Origin of the sequence: Pseudomonas sp. QE6 (assembly GCF_041379005.1) — a bacterium.
Taxonomy (GTDB): domain Bacteria; phylum Pseudomonadota; class Gammaproteobacteria; order Pseudomonadales; family Pseudomonadaceae; genus Pseudomonas.
Genome location: NZ_CP166873.1, coordinates 639,323 through 662,280, shown reverse-complemented (window position 1 = coordinate 662,280; position 22,958 = coordinate 639,323). Strand labels below are relative to the sequence as shown.

Sequence of the window (22,958 nt, the reverse complement as noted above, 5' to 3'; positions counted from 1 at the left end):
CCTTCCTTACTTCTTCTTCAGTTGCTTGGCGTTGGCGAACAGCGAGGCCATGGCGTTGTTCGCCGGGGCCTTCTCCTGCTGGCGCGGGGCGCCACGATCGGGACGCTGGCCGCCTTGCGGACGACCGCCGCCGCGCGGACCTTCGACCTTTTCGCCGGGGGTGTCGCTCATGCGCATGGACAGGCCGACGCGGTTGCGCGGGATATCCACTTCCATGACCTTCACCTTGACGATGTCACCGGCCTTGACCACTTCGTACGGGTCCTTGACGAACTTTTCCGACAGCGCGGAGATGTGCACCAGGCCGTCCTGGTGGACGCCGATGTCGACGAAGGCGCCGAAGTTGGTGACGTTGGTCACCACGCCTTCGAGCACCATGCCGGGCTTCAAGTCCTTGAGGCTCTCGACGCCTTCCTGGAACTCGGCGGTCTTGAACTCCGGGCGCGGGTCGCGGCCGGGCTTGTCGAGTTCCTTGAGGATGTCGGTGACGGTGGGCAGGCCGAACTGCTCGTCGGTGAACTTCTTCGGGTCCAGGCGCTTGAGGAAGGCCGAGTCGCCGATCAGCGAGCGTACGTCGCGGCCGGTGTCGGCGGCGATGCGTTGTACCAGCGGGTAGGTTTCCGGGTGCACCGCGGAGGCGTCCAGCGGGTTGTCGCCGTTCATCACGCGGAGGAAGCCGGCGGCCTGTTCGAAGGTCTTGTCGCCCAGGCGGCTGACCTTGCGCAGATCGTCGCGGGTCTTGAACGCGCCGTTGGCGTCACGGTGCGCGACGATGTTCTGCGCCAGGGTGCTGTTGAGGCCGGAGATACGCGCCAGCAGGGCGGCGGAAGCGGTGTTGACGTCCACGCCCACGGCGTTCACGCAGTCTTCCACTACCGCGTCCAGGCTGCGCGCGAGCTGCAGCTGGGACACGTCGTGCTGGTACTGGCCGACGCCGATGGATTTCGGCTCGATCTTCACCAGCTCGGCCAGCGGGTCCTGCAGGCGGCGGGCGATGGAAACGGCGCCGCGCAGCGATACGTCCAGCTCCGGGAATTCCTTGGCAGCCAGTTCGGACGCCGAGTACACCGAGGCGCCGGCCTCGCTGACCATGATCTTGGTGCACTTGAGCGCCGGGTATTTCTTGATCAGCTCGGCGGCCAGCTTGTCGGTCTCGCGGCTGGCGGTGCCGTTGCCGATGGCGATCAGTTCCACCTGGTGCTTGGCGCACAGCGCGGCGAGCAAGGCGATGGTCTGGTCCCACTGGTTCTTCGGCGCGTGCGGGTAGACGGTGGCGGTGTCCAGCAGCTTGCCGGTGGCGTCGACCACGGCGACCTTCACGCCGGTGCGCAGGCCCGGGTCCAGGCCCAGGGTGGCGCGCGGGCCGGCCGGGGCGGCCAGCAGCAGGTCGTGCAGGTTGCGCGCGAAGACGTTGATCGCCTCAAGGTCGGCGCCTTCGCGCAGCTCGCCCAGCAGGTCGGTTTCCAGGTGGGTGTAGAGCTTGACCTTCCAGGTCCAGCGCACCACTTCGGACAGCCACTTGTCGGCGGCCCTACCCTGGTTACTGATGCCGAAGCGCTCGCCGATCATGGTTTCGCACGGATGCGCGGTGCCCGGCAGCTCCTCGCCGACCTTCAGGGAAACGCTCAGCACGCCTTCGTTGCGGCCACGGAAGATCGCCAGGGCGCGGTGCGACGGGGCGTTCTTCAGCGGCTCGTCGTGCTCGAAGTAGTCGCTGAACTTGGCGCCTTCGGTTTCCTTGCCCGGCACCACGCGCGCGGTGAGGGTGGCGTTGTCCTTGAGGAAGCCGCGCAGGCGGTCCAGCAGGGTGGCGTCCTCGGCGAAGCGCTCCATGAGGATGTACTTGGCGCCTTCGAGCACGGCGCGGGTGTCGGCGAAGCCCTTCTCGGCATCGACGAAGCGCGCGGCTTCGGTTTCCGGGGTCAGGGTCGGGTCGGCGAACAGCGCGTCGGCCAGCTCGCCCAGGCCGGCTTCCAGGGCGATCTGGCCCTTGGTGCGGCGCTTCTGCTTATAGGGCAGGTAGAGATCTTCGAGGCGGGTCTTGGTGTCGGCGAGCTTGATCTCGCGGGCCAGTTCCGGGGTCAGTTTGCCCTGTTCCTCGATGCTGGCGAGGATCGCGCCACGGCGGTCTTCCAGCTCGCGCAGGTAACGCAGACGCTCTTCGAGCATGCGCAGCTGGGTGTCGTCCAGGCTGCCGGTGACTTCCTTACGGTAACGGGCGATGAAGGGGACGGTGGAGCCTTCATCGAGCAGGGCGACGGCAGCGGCGACTTGCTGCGGTTGAACGCGGCCGGAGGGCAGTGCGGAAAGCTCTTCGGCGATACGGGTGTTGATGCTGTCCATAAATCCACCTGACAAAACAATCGAAATACGGGGCGCCTGATCTGCTGCGCGTCGGCATAACTGCGTTGAGGGCAGCTGAAAAATGCTCATTGACTGCAGTCAACTCCGCTTTTTCAGCTGCCCTCGCCTTGTTCTGCTCTAGCTCGCGAGATCATGAAGCAGGCTCATAACAGAGCGCCCGGACCGGAGACCCCGGCCTTCGGACAGGCTCTGTGACAACGCCCCGCCGCAAAAGCGCCGCATTATACCCACGACAATTTCACCCGGTGGTCGGCTGGTCGGGGAAAAATCTGCTAACAATGGACAGGCCGTGTGCCACCGCGGCTGGGCGATAATGCCCGTCGAATCAGATTCTGGGAGTCTCCATGAGCAACGCTGCCACCCTGCCGGAAGGCGAAAAGATCCTCGTGGTCGATGACGACGCACGCCTGCGCCGTCTGCTGGAACGCTTCCTCGACGAGCAGGGTTACCGCGTCCGCGCCGTCGAGAACACCGAGCAGATGGACCGTCTGCTGGCCCGCGAGCTGTTCCAGTTGGTGGTGCTCGACCTGATGATGCCCGGCGAGGATGGCCTCTCCGCGTGCAAGCGCCTGCGCGAGGCGAACAACCAGATCCCGATCATCATGCTCACCGCCAAGGGCGACGAGTCCAGCCGCATCCAGGGCCTTGAGCAGGGTGCCGACGACTACCTGGCCAAGCCGTTCAACCCGCGCGAGCTGCTGGCGCGGATCAAGGCCGTGCTGCGCCGCCAGGCGCCGCTGGTGCCGGGCGCGCCGGCGGGCGAGGACGAGATCGTCACCTTCGGCGACTACGAGCTGCACCTGGCCACCCGCGAGCTGAAGAAGGGCGAGGAAGTGCACATGCTCACCACCGGTGAGTTCGCCGTGCTCAAGGCCCTGGTACAGCACGCCCGCGAGCCGCTGACCCGCGACAAGCTGATGAACCTGGCCCGCGGCCGCGAGTGGGACGCCCTGGAGCGTTCCATCGACGTGCAGATTTCCCGCCTGCGCCGGCTGATCGAGCCCGACCCGTCCAAGCCGCGCTATATCCAGACCGTCTGGGGCGTGGGTTACGTGTTCGTGCCGGATGGTGCCGCCCGTAAATGATGTTTCCCCTGTAGGCGCGAGGGGGACGCCATCGTTATTGCTCGCGAACGGCCCCTGCGCCGAAGCTGGTTCGCGAGCGAGCGCGCTCCTACAAAAAGCCGTTCTCTGGTAGTCCGTTCTTGAAAACACCCCTCTGGTTCCCGCAAAGCTTCTTCGCCCGCACCCTCTGGCTGGTGCTCATCGTCGTGCTGTTCTCCAAGGCGCTGACCCTGGTCTACCTGCTGATGAACGAGGACATGCTGGTCGACCGTCAGTACAGCCACGGCGCGGCGCTGACCGTGCGCGCCTACTGGGCGGCGGACGAGAAGTCGCGCGAGGCCATCGCCCAGTCCGCCGGGCTGAAGTGGGCGCCCCACGAGCAGGGGCAGCCGGAAGAGGTGCATTGGCCGTACACCGACATCTTCCAGCGGCAGATGCGCATGGAACTGGGCATCGACACCGAGACGCGCCTGCGCATCCATCATCCGTCGATGCTCTGGGTGCGCGCGCCGACCCTGGGCGAGGGCTGGATCGGCGTACCGCTCTACCCGCACCCGCTGCGCGGCCAGCAGATCTGGAGCGTGCTGGGCTGGTTCCTCGGCATCGGCCTCTTGTCCACGGCCGCCGCCTGGATCTTCGTGCGCCTGCTCAGCCAGCCGCTCAAGCGCCTGGTGTTCGCCTCCCGCGAGTTCGGCAAGGGGCGCAGCGTGCGCCTGCCGCTGGGGCCGGAGACGCCCAGCGAGATGGCCGAGGTATACCGCGCCTTCAACCAGATGGCCGACGATGTCGAGCAGGCCGGGCGCGAGCGCGAGCTGATGCTGGCCGGCGTGTCCCATGACCTGCGCACGCCGCTGACGCGCCTGCGCCTGTCGCTGGAACTGATGCCCGAGAGCGATCGGGAGATGGTCGAGGACATGGTCCGCGACATCGAGGACATGGACGCGATTCTCGACCAGTTCCTCGCCTTCATCCGCGACGGCCGCGACGAGCCGGTGGAGGAGGGCGACCTGTACGGCCTGGTGTGCGAGACGGCCGATGCCTTCAACCAGACGGAAGAACGCGTGCGCCTGTGCCTGGAGCCGCTGCCGCCGTTCCGTTTCCGCCGTGTGTCGATCAAGCGCATGCTCGGCAACCTGATCGAGAACGCGCTCAACCATGGCGGCGGCAAGGTGGAAGTGGCAGCCCACGTGGCCGGTGGCGGCGCGGCGCCCTACGTGGTGCTCAGCGTGCTCGACCGCGGCGCCGGCATCGACCCGCAGGAGCTGAGCAGCATCTTCAATCCCTTCATTCGCGGCGACAAGGCGCGCGGCGGCAAGGGCACCGGGCTGGGGCTGGCCATCGTCAAGCGCATCGCCGAGCAGCACGGTGGCAGCATCGAGCTGCGCAACCGTGAGGGGGGCGGGGTGGAAGCGCGGGTCTGCCTGCCGTTGGGGCTGCTGCTGCCGCGCAACGCCCACTAATCCCAGCGCAGGGATTTGCCTTCCAGCAGCGCCCGGCGTCCGTAGGGCCAGGCGCGATTGTGCGCGCCGTGGCCGCTGGGCAGGCCGTGGTAGAGCGGAACGCCCAGGGTGGCGACGTACTCGCTGATGATCTCTTCCAGGCTATGCGCCACGCCCTTGCGCGGGCAGTCGGTGAAGCCGCCCAGGCACACCGCGCCCAGGCGTGCCCCACCGCGGCTGTTGAGCAGTTGCCAGAGGCTGCGTTCGAGGCGGTAGTAGGGCTCGCCGACGTCTTCGAGGATCAGGATCGCGCCGTCCGGCACATGCAGCGCGCCTTCGGTACCGGCCATGCAGGCCAGCGCAGTGAGGTTGCCGCCGATCAGTTCGCCCTCCACGGAGTGCTTCGGCCCTGCCAGGTGCTGCACCGCCAGCTTGCCCGGATTTCCCGCCAGCACATGGCTGACCGAGGCCAGCGAAGCCAGGCGCTCGTGCTGCTCGCTGGGCGCACTGAGCGGTTGCAGGCCGAGGGCGGTGGCCACCGGTCCGTGGATCGCCGGCAGGCCATGGCGGTGGAAGGCGCTGAGCAGGATGGAGATGTCCGAGAAGCCGATCAGCGGGCGCGGCGAGGCGGCTTGCAGGCGCTTCCAGTCCAGTCGCGGGACCAGTTGTCCACAGCCGTAGCCGCCACGCAGGCACCAGACGGCGCTGACGTCCTCCAGCTCGAAGGCGGCGTGGAAATCTTCCAGGCGCTGCTGCGGCGTGCCGGCCAGGTAGCGGTAGCGCGCATCGGCGTGTTCGCCCAGGTGGTAATCCACGCCCAGCACTTCCAGCTGGCGCAGGGTCGCCTCCAGCACCTCTTCGGCGATGGCCGAGGCCGGCGCGACCAGGGCGATGCGGCCTTCGATGGGCGACCACTTGAGTTCGGCGTTGGAGCGGGGTGCGGGCATGTCTGATATCCGGTTACTGCGGGAGAACCTGTAGGAGCGAGCTTGCTCGCGAAGGGTTCAGTGGGGCAATGATGGGCTGGGCGCTTTCCGTTGGCTGGGTTGCCGTGCATTTCCTCACCCCATCCCTCTGTGAGAGGGATGGGGTGAGGGCGAGACCCAGTGCAGGGCTTAAGGGTGCTTCATGAAAGTTCGTTCCTGACATCCCTGCCGTGACTACGTGCTTCTCTGAGCCTCCTGCCAGGCCATCCGTGGCCTGGCGTTCGCCGGCGTGACGCATGCGTCACGAAAGCCCCGGCTCACCCCTTGCCCTTGGTCCGCGCCAGATGCGGCCCGCCATTTTTCTCCAGGTACTCGATGATCACCCCGGCGATGTCCTTGCCGGTGGTGGTCTCGATGCCCTCCAGCCCCGGCGAGGAATTCACTTCCATCACCAGTGGGCCATGGTGGGAGCGCAGGATGTCGACGCCGGCGACCTTCAGTCCCATGATCCGCGCGGCGCGGATGGCGGTCATGCGTTCTTCCGGGGTGATCTTGATCAGGCTGGCGCTGCCGCCACGGTGCAGGTTGGAGCGGAATTCGCCGGGCGCGGCCTGGCGCTTCATCGAGGCGATCACCTTGTCGCCCACCACGAAGCAGCGGATGTCGGCGCCGCCGGCTTCCTTGATGTACTCCTGCACCATGATGTTGTGCTTGAGCCCCATGAAGGCCTCCAGCACGGACTCGGCGGCCTTCTCCGTCTCGCAGAGCACCACGCCGATGCCCTGGGTGCCTTCCAGCAGCTTGATCACCAGTGGTGCGCCGCCGACCATCTCGATCAGGTCCGGCACGTCGTCGGGGGAGTGGGCGAAGCCGGTGATCGGCAGGCCGATGCCCTTGCGCGAGAGCAGTTGCAGGGAGCGCAGCTTGTCGCGGGAACGGGCGATGGCCACCGATTCGTTGAGCGGGAACACCCCCATCATCTCGAACTGCCGCAGCACGGCGCAGCCATAGAAGGTCACCGATGCGCCGATGCGCGGGATCACTGCGTCGAAGCCTTCCAGGGGCTGTCCGCGATAGTGGATCTGTGGCTTGTGGCTGGCGATGTTCATGTAGGCGCGGAGGGTGTCGATCACCACCATCTCATGGCCGCGTTGCTGCCCGGCCTCCACCAGTCGACGGGTGGAATACAGGCGCGGATTGCGCGACAGCACAGCAATTTTCATTGATCACCTGAAGGGGTGGAGGAAACCATGATGAGGGGTTTGTCCTGGACGTAGGTCAGGCCCGGGTTGACCACCAACTGGCCGTGGACGAGGGCCTTGGAACCTAGCAGCACGCGATAGCGCATGGTCTTGCGGCAGGCCAGGGTGAATTCCACCGGCCAGGCGCGGTCGCCCAGGGCCAGCAGGGTGCGGATCACGTAGCGGGTCTGGGCCTGGCCGTTGGAGCTCTTGATGGTCTTCATCGTCACCACCGGCGCTTCGCAGCGGTGGCGACGCTGCACCTGGGTGCCGAGGTGGGCGACGAAGCGCACCCAGCTCTGGCCGTTGCGCTTGAACGGCACGATCTCGCTGGCATGCAGGCTGGAGGTGCTGGCGCCGGTGTCGATCTTCGCGCGCAGGCCGACCATGCCCAGTTCAGGCAGGGCGATCCATTCGCGCAAACCGATTACCGACAGCTGGTCGAATGTCTTCAAGGCAGGCGTCCCCGGCGTTTGCCGGCATTCTAGTCAGGCCGGTTGTGCCCCGCCAGCGGGGCGCGCGGTACACTCGCAGACCCGCATGACGAGGTTATGAAGTGAGCGAAAAAGACGACGACAAGGTCCGCCTGGACAAGTGGCTGTGGGCGGCGCGCTTCTACAAGACCCGCTCGCTGGCCAAGGAGGCCATCGAGGGGGGCAAGGTGCATTGCCGGGGCGAGCGCTGCAAGCCGGGCAAGGAGCCGAAGATCGGCGAGGAATATGTGATCCGCACCGGCTTCGACGAGCGCACCGTGGTGGTCAAGGCGCTATCGATGGTGCGCCGTGGCGCGCCCGAAGCGCAGTTGCTGTATGAGGAGACCGCCGACAGCGCGAAGCGCCGCGAGGATGCGGCCGCAATGCGCAAGGCTGGTGCGCTGGGCCTGCAGACCGACGGGCGGCCAACCAAGAAGCAGCGCCGCCAGCTGTTCAGCTTTCGCGATCAGGAGTGAGTCGCCGGCGAGGCGCATCGGCACCTCGCCGGGACGGTGGGACGGTCAGGCCGCGACGACGCTCAGGCGGTTGAGCAGCGGGATTTTCGTCAGCAGGCCGAACAGTGGTTCGGTCCAGCGCACCAGCGCGGCGCTGCCCTTGGCGGCGAACGGGGTGAAGCAGCTCCAGGCCAGGGCCACCAGCGCCATCTGCACGCCGCCGATGTAATCGTCCTGGCCCCAGTGGGCGCCAGCCACCAGGCGCGGCAGCATGAACAGCAGCGCCAGGCCCCAGATCACCACCCATTGCAGGGCGCTGCGGGCGAACAGGGTGAGGAACAGCGCCCAGATCAGCAGCACCGAAGCATGGTCGCCGGGGAAGCTGCGGGCGGACTCGTCCTTGATCTCGAAGGCGGTGTTCTCCCAGCTCGGGAAGTACTGCTCCAGGCGCACGGCATCCGGCACAACGGTGGAGATGCTCGCGTGCTGCCAGCCGAAGTGGTGGGCGATCTTGGCGTAGAGGATGCGCACCACCACCAGGACCGCGGCGGCACAGAGGAAGCCGAAGGTGGCTGCGCGGGCCTGGGCGGCCTTGAAGATCCAGTCGCCCCGGATCAGCAGGAGCAGCAGGATCACGCCGACCAGCAGGTCGAACGGACGGGTGCTGGCCACCGCCCAGGTCAGGCGCCAGGCGTCGTTGGTCGCCAGTGGTTCGTTCAGAAGGCTGAACAGGCTGAAGTCGAACAGGTTCATCGCCTCTCGGGCGGGCTCCCAGAGCCACAGCAGGAGCAGCGCGAACGCGAGCAGGTGACAGGCGATGAAGGGCTTCCAGGACCAGGTGGCTTGGAACGGATTGGCTTTATCCATAAAATCGATTCCCCCTTACGGAACCACCCCACTGCGGGTGGGTGCTGCAAAGCGCGCTTTATAGGCCTTTGCCATCAACTTGTCATTTATTTGTGCCTATCGCAGCGTTGTGCCCAGCATGTCTCAGATCGATCAAAGTCAGCGTTTCCTGTTCGACAACACCGATGTTCGCGGTGAACTGGTGGAGCTCGACCGCAGCTACGCCGAAGTGCTGGCCAAGCACCCCTACCCGCAGCCGGTCGCCCAGCTGCTCGGGGAAATGCTGGCCGCCGCCGCGCTGCTGTGCGGCACCCTGAAGTTCGACGGCCTGCTGGTGCTGCAGGCGCGCTCCAACGGCGCGGTACCGCTGCTGATGGTGGAGTGCTCCAGCGACCGCGAAGTGCGCGGCCTGGCCCGTTACGAAGCGGACGCCATCGGCGATGCCGCCGGGCTCGCCGAACTGATGCCCCATGGCGTGCTGACCCTCACCGTCGACCCGAAGAAGGGCAAGCGCTACCAGGGCATCGTGCCGTTGGAGGGCGTGACCCTGGCCGACTGCCTGTCGACCTACTTCGCCACCTCCGAGCAGCTGCCGACCCGCTTCTGGCTCAACGCCGACAGCCGTCGCGCCCGTGGCCTGCTGCTGCAACAGCTGCCGGCCGACCGCCAGCGCGACGCGGAGTCGCGGGAAGCCAGCTGGCAGCATGTCACCACCCTCGCCGACACCCTCACCGCCGAGGAGCTGCTGGGCCTGGACAACGCCACCGTGCTGCACCGCCTGTACCACGAGGACGACGTGCGCCTGTTCGACCCGCAACCGCTGGTCTTCCGTTGCAGTTGCTCGCGGGAACGCTCGGCCAACGCGCTGGTCAGTCTTGGGCACGAGGACGCCGAGCGCCTGCTCGCCGAGCAGGGTGGCGAAGTCGTGATCGACTGCCAGTTCTGCAACCAGCGCTACCGTTTCGACGGTTCGGACGTTGCCCAGCTGTTCTCCGGTGGTGGTAGCAAAACGCCCTCGGAAACCCGCCACTGACCGCTTCTATCCGTCCGATAGCCGCACCAATGGCGCGCTTGCCGGATCAGAGGCTGCACGAAAACAGTTCTTTTCTGGCATAATCCCGCGACTTTTTTCCGCGGTAGTGGGAATTAGAAGTCACTACGCAATGTTTGGAGGACTCGGCTTCGGCCGACGGGGACCCACATGACGCAAGCCAATAAAGCCGTTTACACCGACATCAGCGTTGCCCAACTGGTCGAAGAAGCCATTCGCCGCGGCGAAGGCGAACTCGCCGACAACGGCTCGCTGGTCGTACGTACCGGCCATCGCACCGGCCGCTCGCCTGCCGACCGTTTCATCGTCGAAGAGCCGGGCAGCAAGGATTCCATCGCCTGGGGTGCCATCAACCGTCCGTTCCCGGCTGACAAGTTCGATGCCCTGTGGGACCGTGTCGAGGCCTTCAACAACGCCCAGGACCACTTCGTTTCCCACGTTCATGTAGGTTCGGCCCACGACCACTACCTGGCCGTGAAGATGACCACCGCCACCGCCTGGCAGAACCTGTTCGGCCGCGCGCTGTTCATCGAGCCTGAGCAGTACAACCCGGCCGGCCGCGAAGAGTGGCAGGTCCTCAACGTCGCCAACTTCGAGTGCGTGCCCGAGCGCGACGGCACCAACTCCGACGGCTGCGTGATCCTCAACTTCGCCCAGAAGAAAGTGCTGATCGCCGGCATGCGCTACGCCGGTGAAATGAAGAAGGCCATGTTCGGCGTGCAGAACTACCTGCTGCCGGAAAAGGACGTGCTGCCGATGCACTGCGCCGCCAACATCGGCGAAGCCGGTGACGTCACCCTGTTCTTCGGTCTGTCGGGCACCGGCAAGACCACCCTGTCCGCCGACGAAAGCCGCTACCTGATCGGCGACGACGAGCACGGCTGGGGCGAGGGCGTCGTCTTCAACATCGAAGGCGGTTGCTATGCCAAGTGCATCGACCTGTCCGAGAAGAACGAGCCGGTGATCTGGAAAGCCATCAAGTTCGGTTCCGTGCTGGAAAACGTCGTCCTCGACGAAAACCGCACCCCGGACTACGCCGATGACAGCCTGACCCAGAACAGCCGCGCAGCCTACCCGCTGGAGCACGTCGAGAAGCGTTCCGAGAAGAACCTCGGCGGCGAACCCAACGCCGTGATCTTCCTGACCTGCGACCTGACCGGCGTTCTGCCGCCCGTGTCGATCCTCAACAACGAGCAGGCGGCCTACCACTTCCTGTCCGGCTACACCGCGCTGGTGGGTTCCACCGAAATGGGTTCGGGCGGCGGCATCAAGTCGACCTTCTCCACCTGCTTTGGCGCGCCCTTCTTCCCGCGCCCGGCCGGCGTCTACGCCGAGCTGCTGATCAAGCGCATCAAGGCCTTCGGCTCCAAGGTCTACCTGGTCAACACCGGCTGGACCGGTGGTGGCTACGGCGTTGGCAAGCGCTTCAACATCCCGACCACTCGTGGCGTGATCGCCGCCATCCAGAGCGGCGCTCTGGTCGGCGCCGAGACCGAGCACCTGGACATCATCAACCTGGACGTGCCCAAGGCCGTTCCGGGCGTCGAGACCGTCCTGCTCAACCCGCGCAACACCTGGGCTGACAAGGCCGCCTACGACGAAGCCGCCAAGGGCCTGGCCAGCAAGTTCATCGAGAACTTCAAGAAGTTCGACGTGAGCGACGCCATCAAGAACGCCGGCCCGCAGCTGTAAGCGAGCCCGTTCTGCGAAAGAGCCGCCTTCGGGCGGCTTTTTCATTGGTGCCTCGGAACGGTCCTGCTCCAAGGTGCTCTTCGTAGGAGCGAGCTTGCTCGCGAACCGGAGTTGGGCTGTTCGCGAGCAAGCTCGCTCCTACAATGGACGTCCCTAGGCTCACGGGATCGTCCATGACAGGCAAGGGAGTTATCCACATGCACGACACCCTCGAACGCGTCTTCGGCTTCCGCCAGTTCCGCCCCGGCCAGGAGGCGGCGGTCAGCGCCGTGCTCGCCGGGCGCTCGGCGGCGGCGATCTTTCCCACCGGCTCGGGCAAGTCGCTGTGCTACCAGTTGCCGGCGCTGCTGCTGCCGCACCTGACGCTGGTGGTGTCGCCGCTGCTGGCGCTGATGCAGGACCAGCTCGCCTTCCTCACCCGCCACGGCATCGCCGCCGCCAGCATCGATTCGGCGCAGGGCCGCGAGCAGACCGCGCAGACCATGGCCCGCGCGCGCAGCGGCGAGTTGAAGGTGCTGATGATCTCGGTGGAGCGTCTGAAGAACGAGCGCTTCCGCAACTTCATCAGCGAGGTGCCGATTTCCCTGCTGGTGGTGGACGAGGCGCACTGCATCTCCGAATGGGGCCACAACTTCCGCCCCGATTACCTGAAGCTGCCGGACTACCAGAAGCAATTCCGCATTCCCCAGGTGCTGCTGCTCACCGCCACGGCCACGCCGGCGGTGATCGCCGACATGCGCGCCAAGTTCGCCATCGCCGAAAGCGATGTGGTCACCACCGGCTTCTACCGCGCCAACCTCGACCTGCAGGTGGAGCCCATCTCCAGCGCCGCCCGCCGGACGCGGCTGGTGGAGTGGCTGCGCGAGCGGCCGGGCAAACCGGCCATCGTCTACGTCACCCAGCAGAAGACCGCCGAGGACATCGCCGCGCACCTGGCCGAACGCGGCATTCCCGCCTGCGCCTACCACGCCGGGATGGAGCACCCCGAGCGCGAGGGCATCCAGCGCCGCTTCATGGACGGCCAGTTGAACTGCATCGTTGCCACCATCGCCTTCGGCATGGGCATCGACAAGAGCGACATCCGCCAGGTGGTGCACTACGACCTGCCCAAGTCGCTGGAGAACTACAGCCAGGAAATCGGCCGCGCCGGGCGCGACGGCCAGCGCTCTGAGTGCCTGGTGCTGGCCAACCGCGACAGCCTCAACGTGCTGGAGAACTTCGTCTACGGCGATACCCCCGAGCGCGAAGGCATTCGCAACGTGCTGGAGGAGATCCGTCAGGCGCCGAATGGCCAGTGGGAGATCATGCTGGTGCCGCTGTCGGACCAGTCCAACATCCGCCAGCTGCCGCTCAAGACGCTGCTGGTACAGCTGGAACTGCGCGGCATCATCGCGCCGCGTTTCGCCTATTTCGCCGAATATCGCTACAAACTGCTCATCGATTCCGCCGCATTGCTCGGCCACTTCGAGGGTGAGCGGCGGCAGTTCGTCGAAGCCATCCTCAACACCTCGGCGCGCGCGCGGACCTGGTCGACCCTGGATTTCGACGCCCTCTACAGCCGCCACGGCGCCGAGCGCGCGCGGGTGGTGAAGGCGCTGGACTACTTCCAGGAGCGCGGCTGGGTCGAGCTGGAAAGCAAGCAGATGACCGAGGTCTACGCGGTACGCGACGCGCGGTTCGATGTGGATAGGTTGAGCGCGGAACTGCACCGCTACTTCAAGCGCCACGAGGAAAGCGAGATCGCCCGCATCGGCGCCATGCTCGACCTGCTGGCCAGCGAGGAGTGCCTGAGCTGGCGCCTGGCGCAGTACTTCGGCGACGAACAGGCGCCCCGGCATTGTGGCCATTGCTCGGTGTGTGCCGGCCGCGTCGCCCGTCTGCCGGAGCCACCCGCGCTGCCGCCGCTGGACGGCCAGTCCCTGCACAACCGCTGCGCCGCCTTCCTGGAGAAATACCGCAGCGCGCGAGGGATGGCGCCGAGCGCCGACTGCGTGACGCGCTTCCTCTGCGGCATCAGCGTGCCGGCCTTTACCCGCATGCGCGCCCGCACCTTGCCGGGCTACGCGACGCTGGAGGATTACCCCTACGCCCGCGTGCGCGACTGGGTGCAGGCGCAGCTGTAACAGGCCAGACGCCACGCACGACTAAAGGTCGGCGTGGCGCCGCCGGGCTCCCTTGTAGGGTGTGGGGAGGCATTCCTGCCTAGACTCACAAGGGCGTCGCAAGAGGAACCCCGCATGTCCGTCGAGCACCTGGATGTACTGATCATCGGCGCCGGCCTGTCCGGCATCGGCGCTGCCTGCCACCTGCAGAAGCAGTGCCCCGGCAAGTCCTACGTCATCCTCGAGGGCCGCGAGGCCATGGGCGGCACCTGGGACCTGTTCCGCTACCCAGGCATCCGCTCCGACTCGGACATGTACACCCTGGGCTACAACTTCAAGCCCTGGACCGACCCCAAGGCCATCGCCGACGGTCCGTCGATCCTCAACTACATCCGCGAGACCGCCCGCGAGTACCGGGTCGAGGACAAGGTGCGCTACCGCCACCGCGTGCTCAAGGCCGACTGGGACAGCGCCGGCGCGCGCTGGAACCTCGTCGTGCAGCGTGGTGACGAGGACGAGCCGGTGCGCATGAGCGCGCAGTTTCTCTTCATGTGCACCGGCTACTACCGCTACGACGCCGGCTACACCCCGGAATTCGCCGGGCGCGAGAGCTTCGCCGGACAGGTCATTCACCCGCAGCTGTGGCCGGAGAACTTCGACTACAGCGGCAAGCGCATCGTGGTGATCGGCAGCGGCGCCACCGCCGTCACGCTGATCCCCTCGCTGACCGACAAGGCTGCCCACGTCACCATGCTGCAGCGCTCGCCGTCCTACGTGATCACCCTGCCGGCGAAGGACCCGATCTCCAACTTCCTGCGCAACTTCCTGCCGGAGAAGTGGGTGTACCGCCAGGCGCGGGCGCGCAACGTGACCATGCAGATGGTCTTCTTCATGGCCTCCAAGGCGTTTCCCGGTGCGGTGCGCAAGCTGATGCTCAAACTGGCCAGCCTGCAGCTGGGCAAGGACTTCGACATGCGCCACTTCAGCCCGCGCTACAAGCCGTGGGACGAGCGCGTGTGCTGCGTGCCGGATGGCGACCTGTTCAAGGCGCTGCGCCAGGGCCGCGCCTCGGTGGTCACCGACCATATCGAGCGTTTCACCGAGAAAGGCATCCTGCTCAAGTCCGGGCAACTGCTCGAAGCGGACGTGATCGTCACCGCCACCGGGCTGGACCTGGTGATGTTCGGCGGCGCGGAACTGGCCATCGACGGCAAGCCGTTCGACGTCACCCAGAGCATGGGTTACCGCGGCATCATGCTGCGCGATTTGCCCAACCTCGCCGCCATCGTCGGCTACACCAACGCCAGCTGGACGCTCAAGGCCGACCTCTCCAGCGAATACTTCTGCCGCCTGATCAACCACCTCGACGCCATCGGCATGCGCCAGTGCACGCCGCGCCAGACCGATGGATCGGTGAAGGAAGAACCCTTCCTCAACCTCAACTCCGGCTATATCCAGCGCGCCGCCGACCGCATGCCCAAGCAGGGCGACCGCACCCCGTGGAAGCTCTACCAGAACTACGCGCTGGACCTGGCCCTGCTGCGTTTCGGCAAGGTCGAGGACGGCTACCTGAGCTTCACTTCGCCCCAGCAGCGCCAGGCCACGGCGGCGCCGGTGGAAGTGCTGGAGAGCTGATCGCCGCGACGGCGCCCGAGGTGACGGGCGCCGTTCAATCGACGGTCTGGATAGACATTATCGATACGCCGCTCTGCAACGGGGCGGTCTCTGGGATTACCATGCGCGCCATTCCCGCCCATGCCAGCCAGAGGATTTTCCATGCTGATCGAAGACGCCATCCGCAGCCGCCGTTCCATTCGTGGTTTCGACACTTCCTATGTGATGAGCCGCGAGGAGAAAGACGACCTGCTGCAACAGGCGCTGCTTGCCCCCACCTCCTTCAACCTGCAGCACGTGCGCCTGGTGGACGTCAGCGATCCGCAGCTGCGCGCGCAGATCCGCGAAGCCGGCTGGAATCAGGTGCAGATGACCGATGCCTCGATGCTGGTGATCGTCTGCGCGCAGGTCGACAGCTGGGAGAAGAACGCCGAGCGCGTGTGGGACGGCGCCCCGGCTGAAGTGAAGAACTACATGGTCGGCGCCATCGACGGCTACTACCGCGACAAGCCGCAGACCCAGCGCGACGAAGCCATGCGCAGCAGCGGCCTGGTGGCCCAGACCCTGATGCTCGCCGCCCGTGGCCGCGGCCTGGACAGCGTGCCGATGGTCGGCTTCGACTTCGACGCCGTGGGCAAGCTGATCAACCTGCCGGACAACCACGTGATCGGCCTGATGGTCGCCGTGGGCAAGCAGGCGGTGGAAGCCAAGCCGCGCATCGGCCGGCTGCCGGTGGAAGAGACGATCATTCGCGATCGGTTCTGATCCCCACGAAACGCGCCTCCGGGCGCGTTTTGCTTTTCGTAGGAGCGAGCTTGCTCGCGAACCAGCCCAACACCAGTGTTTCGGGGGACGTCTGTTCGCGAGCAAGCTCGCTCCTACAACTTGGGCCTGGCCACGTCATTCACTCCGGCGCCGCCTCGACGACCCGCTCGATCAGCCACTGCAACGCCGTATCCCGCTCGCGCTGGGCGAGATAGACCAGCTCCAGATGGAACTGCCCCACGTCGAACGGCAGCTCCAGCACCTGCAGCGGCAGTAGCTGGGCGAAATGCGCCGCCAGCCGCGTCGGCAGCACCGTGAGCAAATCCGTGGTCGCCACCAGATGCGCCGCCTGCAGGTAGTTGGGCGTGGTGTAGGCGATCTGCCGCTTCAGCCCCTGGCTGGCCAGCCACTGATCGACCATGCCCTTGGTCTGCCCGCCGGAAACCCACAGGTGCCGCTGCTGGAGAAAGGTCTGCAGATTGATTCTTCCATCGACCTGCGGATGCCCGCGCCGGGCCAGCAGGCGCAGCGTCTCGCTGGCCCAGGGGCGGCGCAGGAAGCGCGCCGGCAGCTCCTCGAAGCGCCCCAGCACCAGGTCGAGGTTGCCCTTGTCCAGCGCCTCGGCCGGCAGCGTCGGCGTCAGGTGCTGGATGGTCAGGCCGATGCCCGGCGCCGTCTTGCCCAGACTTTCGAGCAGGTGCGGCATGCACAGCGCCTCGACATAGTCGGTCAGCGCCAGGGTGAAGCGCTGGCGGCTGCGCGCCGGGTCGAAGATGTCGCCGCCGGCCAGGCTCTGGCCGATGCGCTGCAACGCGTCGCGGATCGGCGCCTCCAGCTCCAGCGCCCGAGGCGTGGGCTGCATGGCGCGGCCGACACGTACCAGCAACGGATCATCGAGCAGCTCGCGCAGGCGGTTCAGCGCGTTGCTCACTGCCGGCTGGCTCAGCGACAGGCGCTCCGCCGCGCGGGAGACGTTGCGCTCGCGCAGCAGCGCATCCAGTACCCGCAGCAGGTTGAGGTCGAAGGTGTTCATATTCATTGAGTGAATTCCACTTATCACAACTCAAAATTTCAAAAATAGTAGCGCCTTCCCTAAGGTGAGTGGTCTTCAAACGAGCGTTTCCGGCTGACAAGAGGAACAACATGAGCCAGAACATCCGCATCGCCAGCGCCGCCGTCATCGGCGCCGGCACCATGGGCCGGGGCATTGCCATGTGCCTGGCGAACGCCGGTGTGCAGGTCCTGTGGCTGGACAACAACCCGCAGATGCTGACCCAGGCCCTCGGCGCCGTAGCCGACACCTACGCCCACAACGTGCGCCAGGGCCGCATCGACGAGGCCGAAGCCGCCCGCCGCCGCGCACGCATCTCCCAGGTGGCGAACTACGCGGCCATCCGCGAAGTGGACCTGGTGATCGAGGCGGTGTACGAAAACCTCGAACTCAAGCAGTCGATCTTCCGCGAGCTGGACGCAGCGCTGAAACCCTCGGCCATCCTGGCTTCCAACACCTCCTACCTCGACGTCGACGCCATCGCCGCAGTGACCTCGCGGCCGTCCCAGGTGCTCGGCCTGCACTTCTTCAGCCCGGCGCACATCATGAAGCTGCTGGAAATCGTGCGTGGCGCGAAGACCGCTCCCGCCGTGCTGCAAGCCGCGCTGGAGCTGGGCGAGCGCATGGGCAAGGTCAGTGTGGTCGCCGGCAACTGCCACGGCTTCATCGGCAACCGCATGCTGGAAAAGTACGTCCAGGAATCGCGCCGGCTGATCCTCGAAGGCTCGCTGCCGCACCGGGTGGACGCTGCGATCCAGGGCTTCGGCTTCGCCATGGGCCCGTTCCGCATGTTCGACGTGGTCGGCATCGATCTCGAGTGGCGCGCCCGCGAGCTGGCTGGCAAGGGCCAGGACGCGCCGACCGTGCAGGTGGACAACCGCCTGTGCGAGATGGGCCGCTTCGGCCAGAAGACCGGCAAGGGCTTCTATCACTACGAGCCCGGCAGCCGTCAGGCCGAGCACGATCCGGAAGTCGACGCCCTGGTGCTGCGCGAATCCGCACGCCTGGGCTACGCCCGCCGCGACATCGGCGACGAGGAAATCCTCGAGCGCTGCCTGCTGGCCCTGGTCAACGAAGGCGCGAAGATCCTCGACGAAGGCATCGCTTCCACCAGCGACGACATCGACACCGTTTACCTCAATGGTTACGGCTTCCCCAGGGACAAGTTCGGCCCCATGGCCTGGGCCGATGCCCAGGGCCTGCAGAGCGTGCTGGCGCGCCTGCGTGACCTGGCCGGTGCCCACGGCGCGCACTGGCAGCCGGCCGCGCTGATCGAGCGCCTGGCCGCCGCCAATGGCCGCTTCGCCGACGTCAAACAGGAGCTTTTCACATGAGTTACCAGGCACCCCTGCGCGACATGCGCTTCGTCCTCCATGAGCTGTTCGACGTCAGCGCCCATTGCGAGCTGCTGGGCAACGGCCTCGACCGCGAGCTGATCGACGGCGTGCTGGAAGAGGGCGCGCGCTACACCGGCGAAGTGGTCGCGCCGCTCAACCGCAACAGCGACGAGCAGGGCGCGACCCTGCTGAACGGCGAAGTCACCACCCCGGACGGCTTCCGCGAGGCCTACCGGCAATACTGCGACAACGGCTGGGCAAGCATGACCGGGCCGACCGAGTTCGGCGGCCAGGGCTTCCCGCAGATGGTCGCGGCGAACTTCCACGAGATGCTGATGGCCGCGTCGCTGTCCTTCCGCGTCTACTCCGGCCTGACCGAGGGCGCGGTGCTGGCGCTGTACAAGCACGGCAGCGAGGAGCTGAAGCGCGACTACCTGGGCAAGATGGTCAGCGGCGTGTGGACCGGCACCATGTGCCTCACCGAACCTCAGGCCGGCACTGACCTCGCGCTGCTGCGTAGCCGCGCCGAACCGCAGGCTGACGGCTCCTACAGCGTCAGCGGCAGCAAGATCTTCATCAGCGGCGGCGAGCAGGACCTCTCCGAGAACATCGTCCACCTGGTGCTGGCGCGCCTGCCCGACGCACCGGCCGGGGTGAAGGGCATCAGCCTGTTCCTCGTGCCCAAGTTCATCGCCAAGGCCGACGGCACGCCGGGCGCGCGCAATTCCCTGAGCTGCGGCGCCATCGAGCACAAGATGGGCATCAAGGGCGCGTCCACCTGCGTGATGAACTTCGACGGTGCCACCGGCTGGCTGATCGGCCAGGCCAACCAGGGGCTGGCGTGCATGTTCACCATGATGAACGACGCGCGCTTCCAGGTCGGCCTGCAGGGCCTGGGGATCGCCGAGCGTTCCTGCCAGGGCGCGCTGGCCTACGCCCGCGAGCGCCTGCAATCACGCGCGCTGACCGGCCCGGCGGAGCCGTCCAAGGCCGCCGACCCGATCATCGTCCACCCGGACGTGCGGCGCATGCTGCTGACCCAGAAGACCCTCACCGAAGGCTGCCGGATGATCGCCGCGCTCTGCGCCCGCGAGTTGGACCTGGAGCACGGCCATCCCGAGGCCGAGGCGCGCAAGGCCGCCAGCAAACGCGCGGCGCTGCTGATCCCCATCGTGAAGTCCTTCTTCACCGATGTCGGCCAGGAGGTGTCCAGCCTCGGCGTGCAGGTCTACGGCGGCCACGGCTACATCCGCGAGTGGGGCATGGAACAGCTGATGCGCGACAGCCGTATCACCCAGATCTACGAAGGCACCAACGGCATCCAGGCGCTCGACCTGATCCGCCGCAAGCTGCTGGGTGACGGTGGCGCGGAGCTCAATGCGCTGATCGGCGAGCTGGCTGCCGCCTGCGAAACCGCGGGCGCCCACGCCAAGCTTGCCGGTTTGGCCGAAACCGTCCGCCAGCGCTTGCAAGAGTGGCGCAGCCTGACCGACGACGTAATCGCCGCCTGCCAGCGCGACCCGCAGGAAATCGGCGCCACCTCGGTGGACTTCCTGCAGTACTGCTCCTACGCGTTGCTGGCCGGCCTGTGGGTCCAGGCCGCTGGCGTGGCGCAGGCGAAACTCGCCGCCGGCGAGGGTGACGCGGACTTCTACCGCGCCAAGCTCGCCAGCGCGGAGTTCTACGTCAAACGCATCCTGCCGCGCGCCAGCATGCACCGCGAGGCCCTGTTGGGCGGCGCGGACTGCCTGATGGGGCTGGACGCGGAGCACTTCGCATTCTGATGTCTCGCAGGTAAAGCAAAACGCCGCGCCGGGGGACCGGGGCGGCGTTTTTCTTTGAGCGGGATTCGGGTCAGGCCCGCTCCCACACCTCGAACGCATAAGCCGGCGTCTCGCCTTCCGCGTCATGCTCGATGCTCGACGCCAGGCGCCACTGCCCCTCGTTCACCTCGGGAAAATGCGCATCGCCCGCCGGGCTCAGGCCCACGCGGGTCAGGTACAGGCGCTCGGCGCGGCCCAGGGCTTCACCGTAAAGCTGCGCCCCGCCGATCAGCATCAGTTCCTCGGCGTCCTCTTCCCTGGCCCACTGCGCGGCGCGCTCCAGGGCGGCGTCGAGGCTGGTGAAGACTTCCGCGCCTTCGAGCTTCAGTCCGGCCTGGCGGGTGACCACGATATTCAGCCGTCCGGGCAGCGGACGGCCCAGCGAATCCCAGGTCTTGCGGCCCATGATCACCGGCTTGCCCAGGGTCATGGCCTTGAAGTGCTTGAGGTCCTGCGGCAGGTGCCAGGGCAGGCGGTTGTCGACGCCGATCACGCGGTTCTCGGCAAGGGCGGCGATCATCGCCAGGGGCAGGACTTCGGACATCGTGACTCCAGTGGTGAACATCAGCGGGAACTCCCGTTGCCAGAGGATACCAGTCGCACCTCCCCGGTGGGACCGGAGGGCGGAACGCGCATGAAGAAGGTGCCGTCCTCGTTGACCTGGGTGATGCCGGTGGCCAGCACCTTGCGATAGTCCTTGAGGTTGAAGGCCAGGGTCTGGTCCGGTCGTTCGGCCTTGAGCAGCACTTGCGAGTAGGTGATGAGGATCTCGAAGATCTTCAGGTCGCCCGACTGCAGCCAGATGTAGGACTGCCCGGCCTGGCGCGGCGGTTCGAAGGCCAGCGAGGCGGCACCCGGCTTGGGGGCGAACTTCAGGTGCAGGCCCTTGGCGTCCAGCCAGCTGGATTCGACCCGGCCGCCGATGCCCACCAGCGGGAAGACCTGGTGGTAGTTCAGGTGCATCACGTTGTCCTTGAGCACCGCGCCGGGGCGCTCCAGGGTCACCAGCGAATCCAGGCGCAGACCCACCAGGCTCATGGCGCCGTAGCTGGGCACGCCGAGCACCTTCACGCTGTCGGGCTGGTAGTCGAGGTTGTCGCTGTCGAGCTTCACCGTGCCGGAGAGCCGCAGCGGCAGCCAGGGTCCGACGCCCAGCGGCTGCACTTCGCCGGCCACCAGCAGGCGGTCGCCTTCGATGCTGAGCTGGAAGTCGCGCAGCATGGTTCCCGGGTAGGCGAGGATGTGCTGGTTGAACAGGTTGGCGAGCTGCTCGGGGCTGAGGATCACCTCGCCCTCGGACACCTCGATGCGCATGTCCTGGGGGCGGTCGAAGTCGATCGGCTCGCCGGCCTTGAGCGGCACCAACCAGCCCTTGAGCTGCGGGCTGTGGAAGCCGACGCCGCCCTGGAAATACATGTCCACGTTGTTGAGCAGGATGCCCACGCCGTCCTGGCCGGAATCGCGCAGGCCGCCGGGGCGGCTGGCCTTGAACTCCGGCGCCGGCGGCGTCTGCTGGAACCAGCCCTGGCGCAGTACGCCCAGTTCACGCTGCTGCTTGTCGATGGCGCTCTCGGCGGCGGCCTGGCCGGCAAACGCCAGCAGGAGCAGGGAAGCGAGGAGGGTTCTCATAGGGCTTTCTCCTCCGGGGCGGGCGCCTTCACCGGCGCTTTTATGGGAGATACCGCGATGTGCACCATGCCGTCCTCGCGCAGGCGGATTTCGCCGTACTGCAGCTGGCGGCGGTAGTCGTAGAGGTTGAACAGCAGCGGCGCGTCGGGACTGAGGCTGGTGAACAACGCGTAGGCCTTCACCAGGATGGTCCGCGCCATCTTGATGTCGCCGCCCTCGATGAACATGTAGCTGTGTGGCGCCTTGAGCTGCGGCCATTTCAGCTCGTCCAGATCGTTGCCCAGCAGCAGGTCCATGCCGCCGTCGGCCAGCGCCAGACGGCGCACGGTGAAGTCCAGACGCGGCGGCGGGAACAGGCCGTCGAGGTCGACCAGGATGCGGTTGCCGATCAGCTGCATGTGTGCGGTGTGCAGTTGCAGCACCTCGGACATCTCGATGGACGCGGCGGTCAGCGACGGCGTGACGTCCACCCCGTCGACGAAGATCCGCTGCGGCACCAGCGCCACCTTCAGCGGCCCGGCCTGCTCGATTCCCGTGACCATCCGCAGCGGCCGCCAGCGGCCCTTGCGCAGCAGTTCGCCGTGGACTTCCTGGCCATCGGCGCGAGTGCTGAGCTTCAGGTTGCGCACCGGCGCGTTCGCATTGCGCAGCTCCTCGTTGAGCAGCGTGGCGAGGGTAGCGTCGGCGACGAAGATATCGCCGGCCTGGATGCGCGCGACCATGGACTTCGGGTCGTCCAGCATCAGCGGCGTACCGGAGCCGGCTACCGGGCTCATCTGGATCAGCATCTTGCGGATGAAGAAGCCGATGTCGTCGTGCAGGCGGAAATCGGTCTGGCTGATCCACAACTGCGAGGTGTTGCTGGCTGACTGCCGCGCGCTGACGCTGGCGTCCAGCTGGCGTGGTGGCACGGCCTGCATCAGCGGGGTGTCCGGGCCCCAGTCGGAGGGGCGGACCGGGGGCGTTTCCACCGCCGCCACGGTGGTAGCGGCGAGCAGCAGGGGCAAGGCACTGAGCATCGAGCGCAGCATGGCGAGGCCTCATTGTTATTTTTGTAGGCTGAGTCTGAGGCCGACCGGTAGCCGC

19 protein-coding genes are annotated in these 22,958 nt (G+C 66.6%); 10 read left to right on the top strand and 9 right to left on the bottom strand.

Features of this window, described 5'->3' with window-relative positions:
- Window positions 1-6: 6 nt before the first annotated feature.
- Window positions 7-2,343, bottom strand: a complete 2,337-nt coding sequence (locus tag ACAW63_RS02985; RefSeq protein WP_371231583.1) for a Tex family protein — start codon at window positions 2,341-2,343, stop codon at window positions 7-9.
- A 365-nt stretch (window positions 2,344-2,708) separates the two neighbouring features.
- Between ACAW63_RS02985 and ompR the strand changes: the two genes are divergently transcribed.
- Together ompR and ACAW63_RS02975 are read left to right on the top strand one after the other, a co-directional pair.
- A complete protein-coding gene (ompR, locus tag ACAW63_RS02980) occupies window positions 2,709-3,449 on the top strand; it encodes a two-component system response regulator OmpR (RefSeq protein ID WP_371231581.1) in 741 nt (246 codons plus the stop codon).
- Between the two features lie 119 nt (window positions 3,450-3,568).
- Entirely contained in the window at window positions 3,569-4,888 is a 1,320-nt protein-coding gene (locus ACAW63_RS02975; protein ID WP_275609122.1) for an ATP-binding protein, read from the top strand.
- Here ACAW63_RS02975 and ACAW63_RS02970 read toward each other — a convergent pair.
- The 3 genes from ACAW63_RS02970 to ACAW63_RS02960 form a co-directional block, all read right to left on the bottom strand.
- Window positions 4,885-5,814: an LD-carboxypeptidase gene (locus tag ACAW63_RS02970; RefSeq protein ID WP_275609121.1), complete on the bottom strand. Its 930-nt coding sequence runs from the start codon at window positions 5,812-5,814 to the stop codon at window positions 4,885-4,887. The genes ACAW63_RS02975 and ACAW63_RS02970 overlap by 4 nt on opposite strands.
- Before the next feature lie 296 nt (window positions 5,815-6,110).
- Window positions 6,111-7,016, bottom strand: a complete 906-nt coding sequence (gene rimK, locus ACAW63_RS02965; RefSeq protein WP_015479406.1) for a 30S ribosomal protein S6--L-glutamate ligase — start codon at window positions 7,014-7,016, stop codon at window positions 6,111-6,113.
- Window positions 7,013-7,423 carry an ATP-dependent zinc protease gene (locus ACAW63_RS02960; protein ID WP_236620561.1) on the bottom strand — a complete coding sequence of 137 codons (411 nt, stop codon included), beginning with the start codon at window positions 7,421-7,423 and terminating at the stop codon, window positions 7,013-7,015. Before ACAW63_RS02960 ends, rimK begins: the two co-directional genes overlap by 4 nt.
- Window positions 7,424-7,590: 167 nt before the next feature.
- On the opposite strand from ACAW63_RS02960, the gene ACAW63_RS02955 reads away from it, so the two are divergent.
- Complete coding sequence (locus ACAW63_RS02955; RefSeq protein ID WP_275609120.1) at window positions 7,591-7,983, top strand: RNA-binding S4 domain-containing protein; 393 nt, start codon at window positions 7,591-7,593, stop codon at window positions 7,981-7,983.
- 45 nt (window positions 7,984-8,028) lie between these two features.
- Here ACAW63_RS02955 and ACAW63_RS02950 read toward each other — a convergent pair whose 3' ends face one another.
- Window positions 8,029-8,829 (bottom strand): phosphatase PAP2 family protein, encoded by an 801-nt coding sequence (locus ACAW63_RS02950; protein WP_371231579.1) that lies wholly within the window; start codon window positions 8,827-8,829, stop codon window positions 8,029-8,031.
- Between the two features lie 118 nt (window positions 8,830-8,947).
- Between ACAW63_RS02950 and hslO the strand changes: the two genes are divergently transcribed.
- From hslO to ACAW63_RS02925, 5 genes are all read left to right on the top strand, one after another.
- Entirely contained in the window at window positions 8,948-9,841 is an 894-nt protein-coding gene (gene hslO, locus ACAW63_RS02945) for an Hsp33 family molecular chaperone HslO (RefSeq protein WP_371231578.1), read from the top strand.
- A gap of 168 nt (window positions 9,842-10,009) precedes the next feature.
- Window positions 10,010-11,551: a phosphoenolpyruvate carboxykinase gene (locus tag ACAW63_RS02940; RefSeq protein ID WP_371231576.1), complete on the top strand. Its 1,542-nt coding sequence runs from the start codon at window positions 10,010-10,012 to the stop codon at window positions 11,549-11,551.
- 197 nt (window positions 11,552-11,748) lie between these two features.
- Window positions 11,749-13,674, top strand: a complete 1,926-nt coding sequence (locus ACAW63_RS02935; protein WP_371231574.1) for an ATP-dependent DNA helicase RecQ — start codon at window positions 11,749-11,751, stop codon at window positions 13,672-13,674.
- Window positions 13,675-13,788: 114 nt separating this feature from the next.
- Window positions 13,789-15,288: a flavin-containing monooxygenase gene (locus ACAW63_RS02930; RefSeq protein WP_371231573.1), complete on the top strand. Its 1,500-nt coding sequence runs from the start codon at window positions 13,789-13,791 to the stop codon at window positions 15,286-15,288.
- 141 nt (window positions 15,289-15,429) lie between these two features.
- Window positions 15,430-16,032 carry a nitroreductase family protein gene (locus ACAW63_RS02925; protein WP_371231572.1) on the top strand — a complete coding sequence of 201 codons (603 nt, stop codon included), beginning with the start codon at window positions 15,430-15,432 and terminating at the stop codon, window positions 16,030-16,032.
- Window positions 16,033-16,171: 139 nt separating this feature from the next.
- Here the strand turns inward: ACAW63_RS02925 and ACAW63_RS02920 are convergent, their stop codons facing one another.
- Window positions 16,172-17,071 carry a LysR family transcriptional regulator gene (locus ACAW63_RS02920; protein ID WP_371231571.1) on the bottom strand — a complete coding sequence of 300 codons (900 nt, stop codon included), beginning with the start codon at window positions 17,069-17,071 and terminating at the stop codon, window positions 16,172-16,174.
- Between the two features lie 104 nt (window positions 17,072-17,175).
- Between ACAW63_RS02920 and ACAW63_RS02915 the strand changes: the two genes are divergently transcribed.
- Both ACAW63_RS02915 and ACAW63_RS02910 read left to right on the top strand, forming a co-directional pair.
- The gene (locus ACAW63_RS02915; RefSeq protein ID WP_371231570.1) at window positions 17,176-18,417 is read left to right on the top strand and encodes a 3-hydroxyacyl-CoA dehydrogenase NAD-binding domain-containing protein; all 1,242 of its coding nucleotides are present in this window, start codon (window positions 17,176-17,178) and stop codon (window positions 18,415-18,417) included.
- Complete coding sequence (locus ACAW63_RS02910) at window positions 18,414-20,204, top strand: acyl-CoA dehydrogenase C-terminal domain-containing protein (RefSeq protein WP_371231568.1); 1,791 nt, start codon at window positions 18,414-18,416, stop codon at window positions 20,202-20,204. The genes ACAW63_RS02915 and ACAW63_RS02910 overlap by 4 nt, the downstream gene beginning before the upstream one ends.
- A gap of 70 nt (window positions 20,205-20,274) precedes the next feature.
- Here the strand turns inward: ACAW63_RS02910 and ACAW63_RS02905 are convergent, their stop codons facing one another.
- From ACAW63_RS02905 to ACAW63_RS02895, 3 genes are read right to left on the bottom strand one after another with little or no spacing between them, the layout of a single operon-like run.
- Window positions 20,275-20,787, bottom strand: a complete 513-nt coding sequence (locus ACAW63_RS02905; RefSeq protein ID WP_371231566.1) for a dihydrofolate reductase — start codon at window positions 20,785-20,787, stop codon at window positions 20,275-20,277.
- Between the two features lie 20 nt (window positions 20,788-20,807).
- Entirely contained in the window at window positions 20,808-21,872 is a 1,065-nt protein-coding gene (locus tag ACAW63_RS02900; protein WP_371231565.1) for a hypothetical protein, read from the bottom strand.
- Window positions 21,869-22,903, bottom strand: coding sequence for a hypothetical protein (locus ACAW63_RS02895; protein WP_371231564.1), 1,035 nt, complete (start codon window positions 22,901-22,903; stop codon window positions 21,869-21,871). The genes ACAW63_RS02900 and ACAW63_RS02895 overlap by 4 nt, the downstream gene beginning before the upstream one ends.
- Window positions 22,904-22,958: the final 55 nt, after the last annotated feature.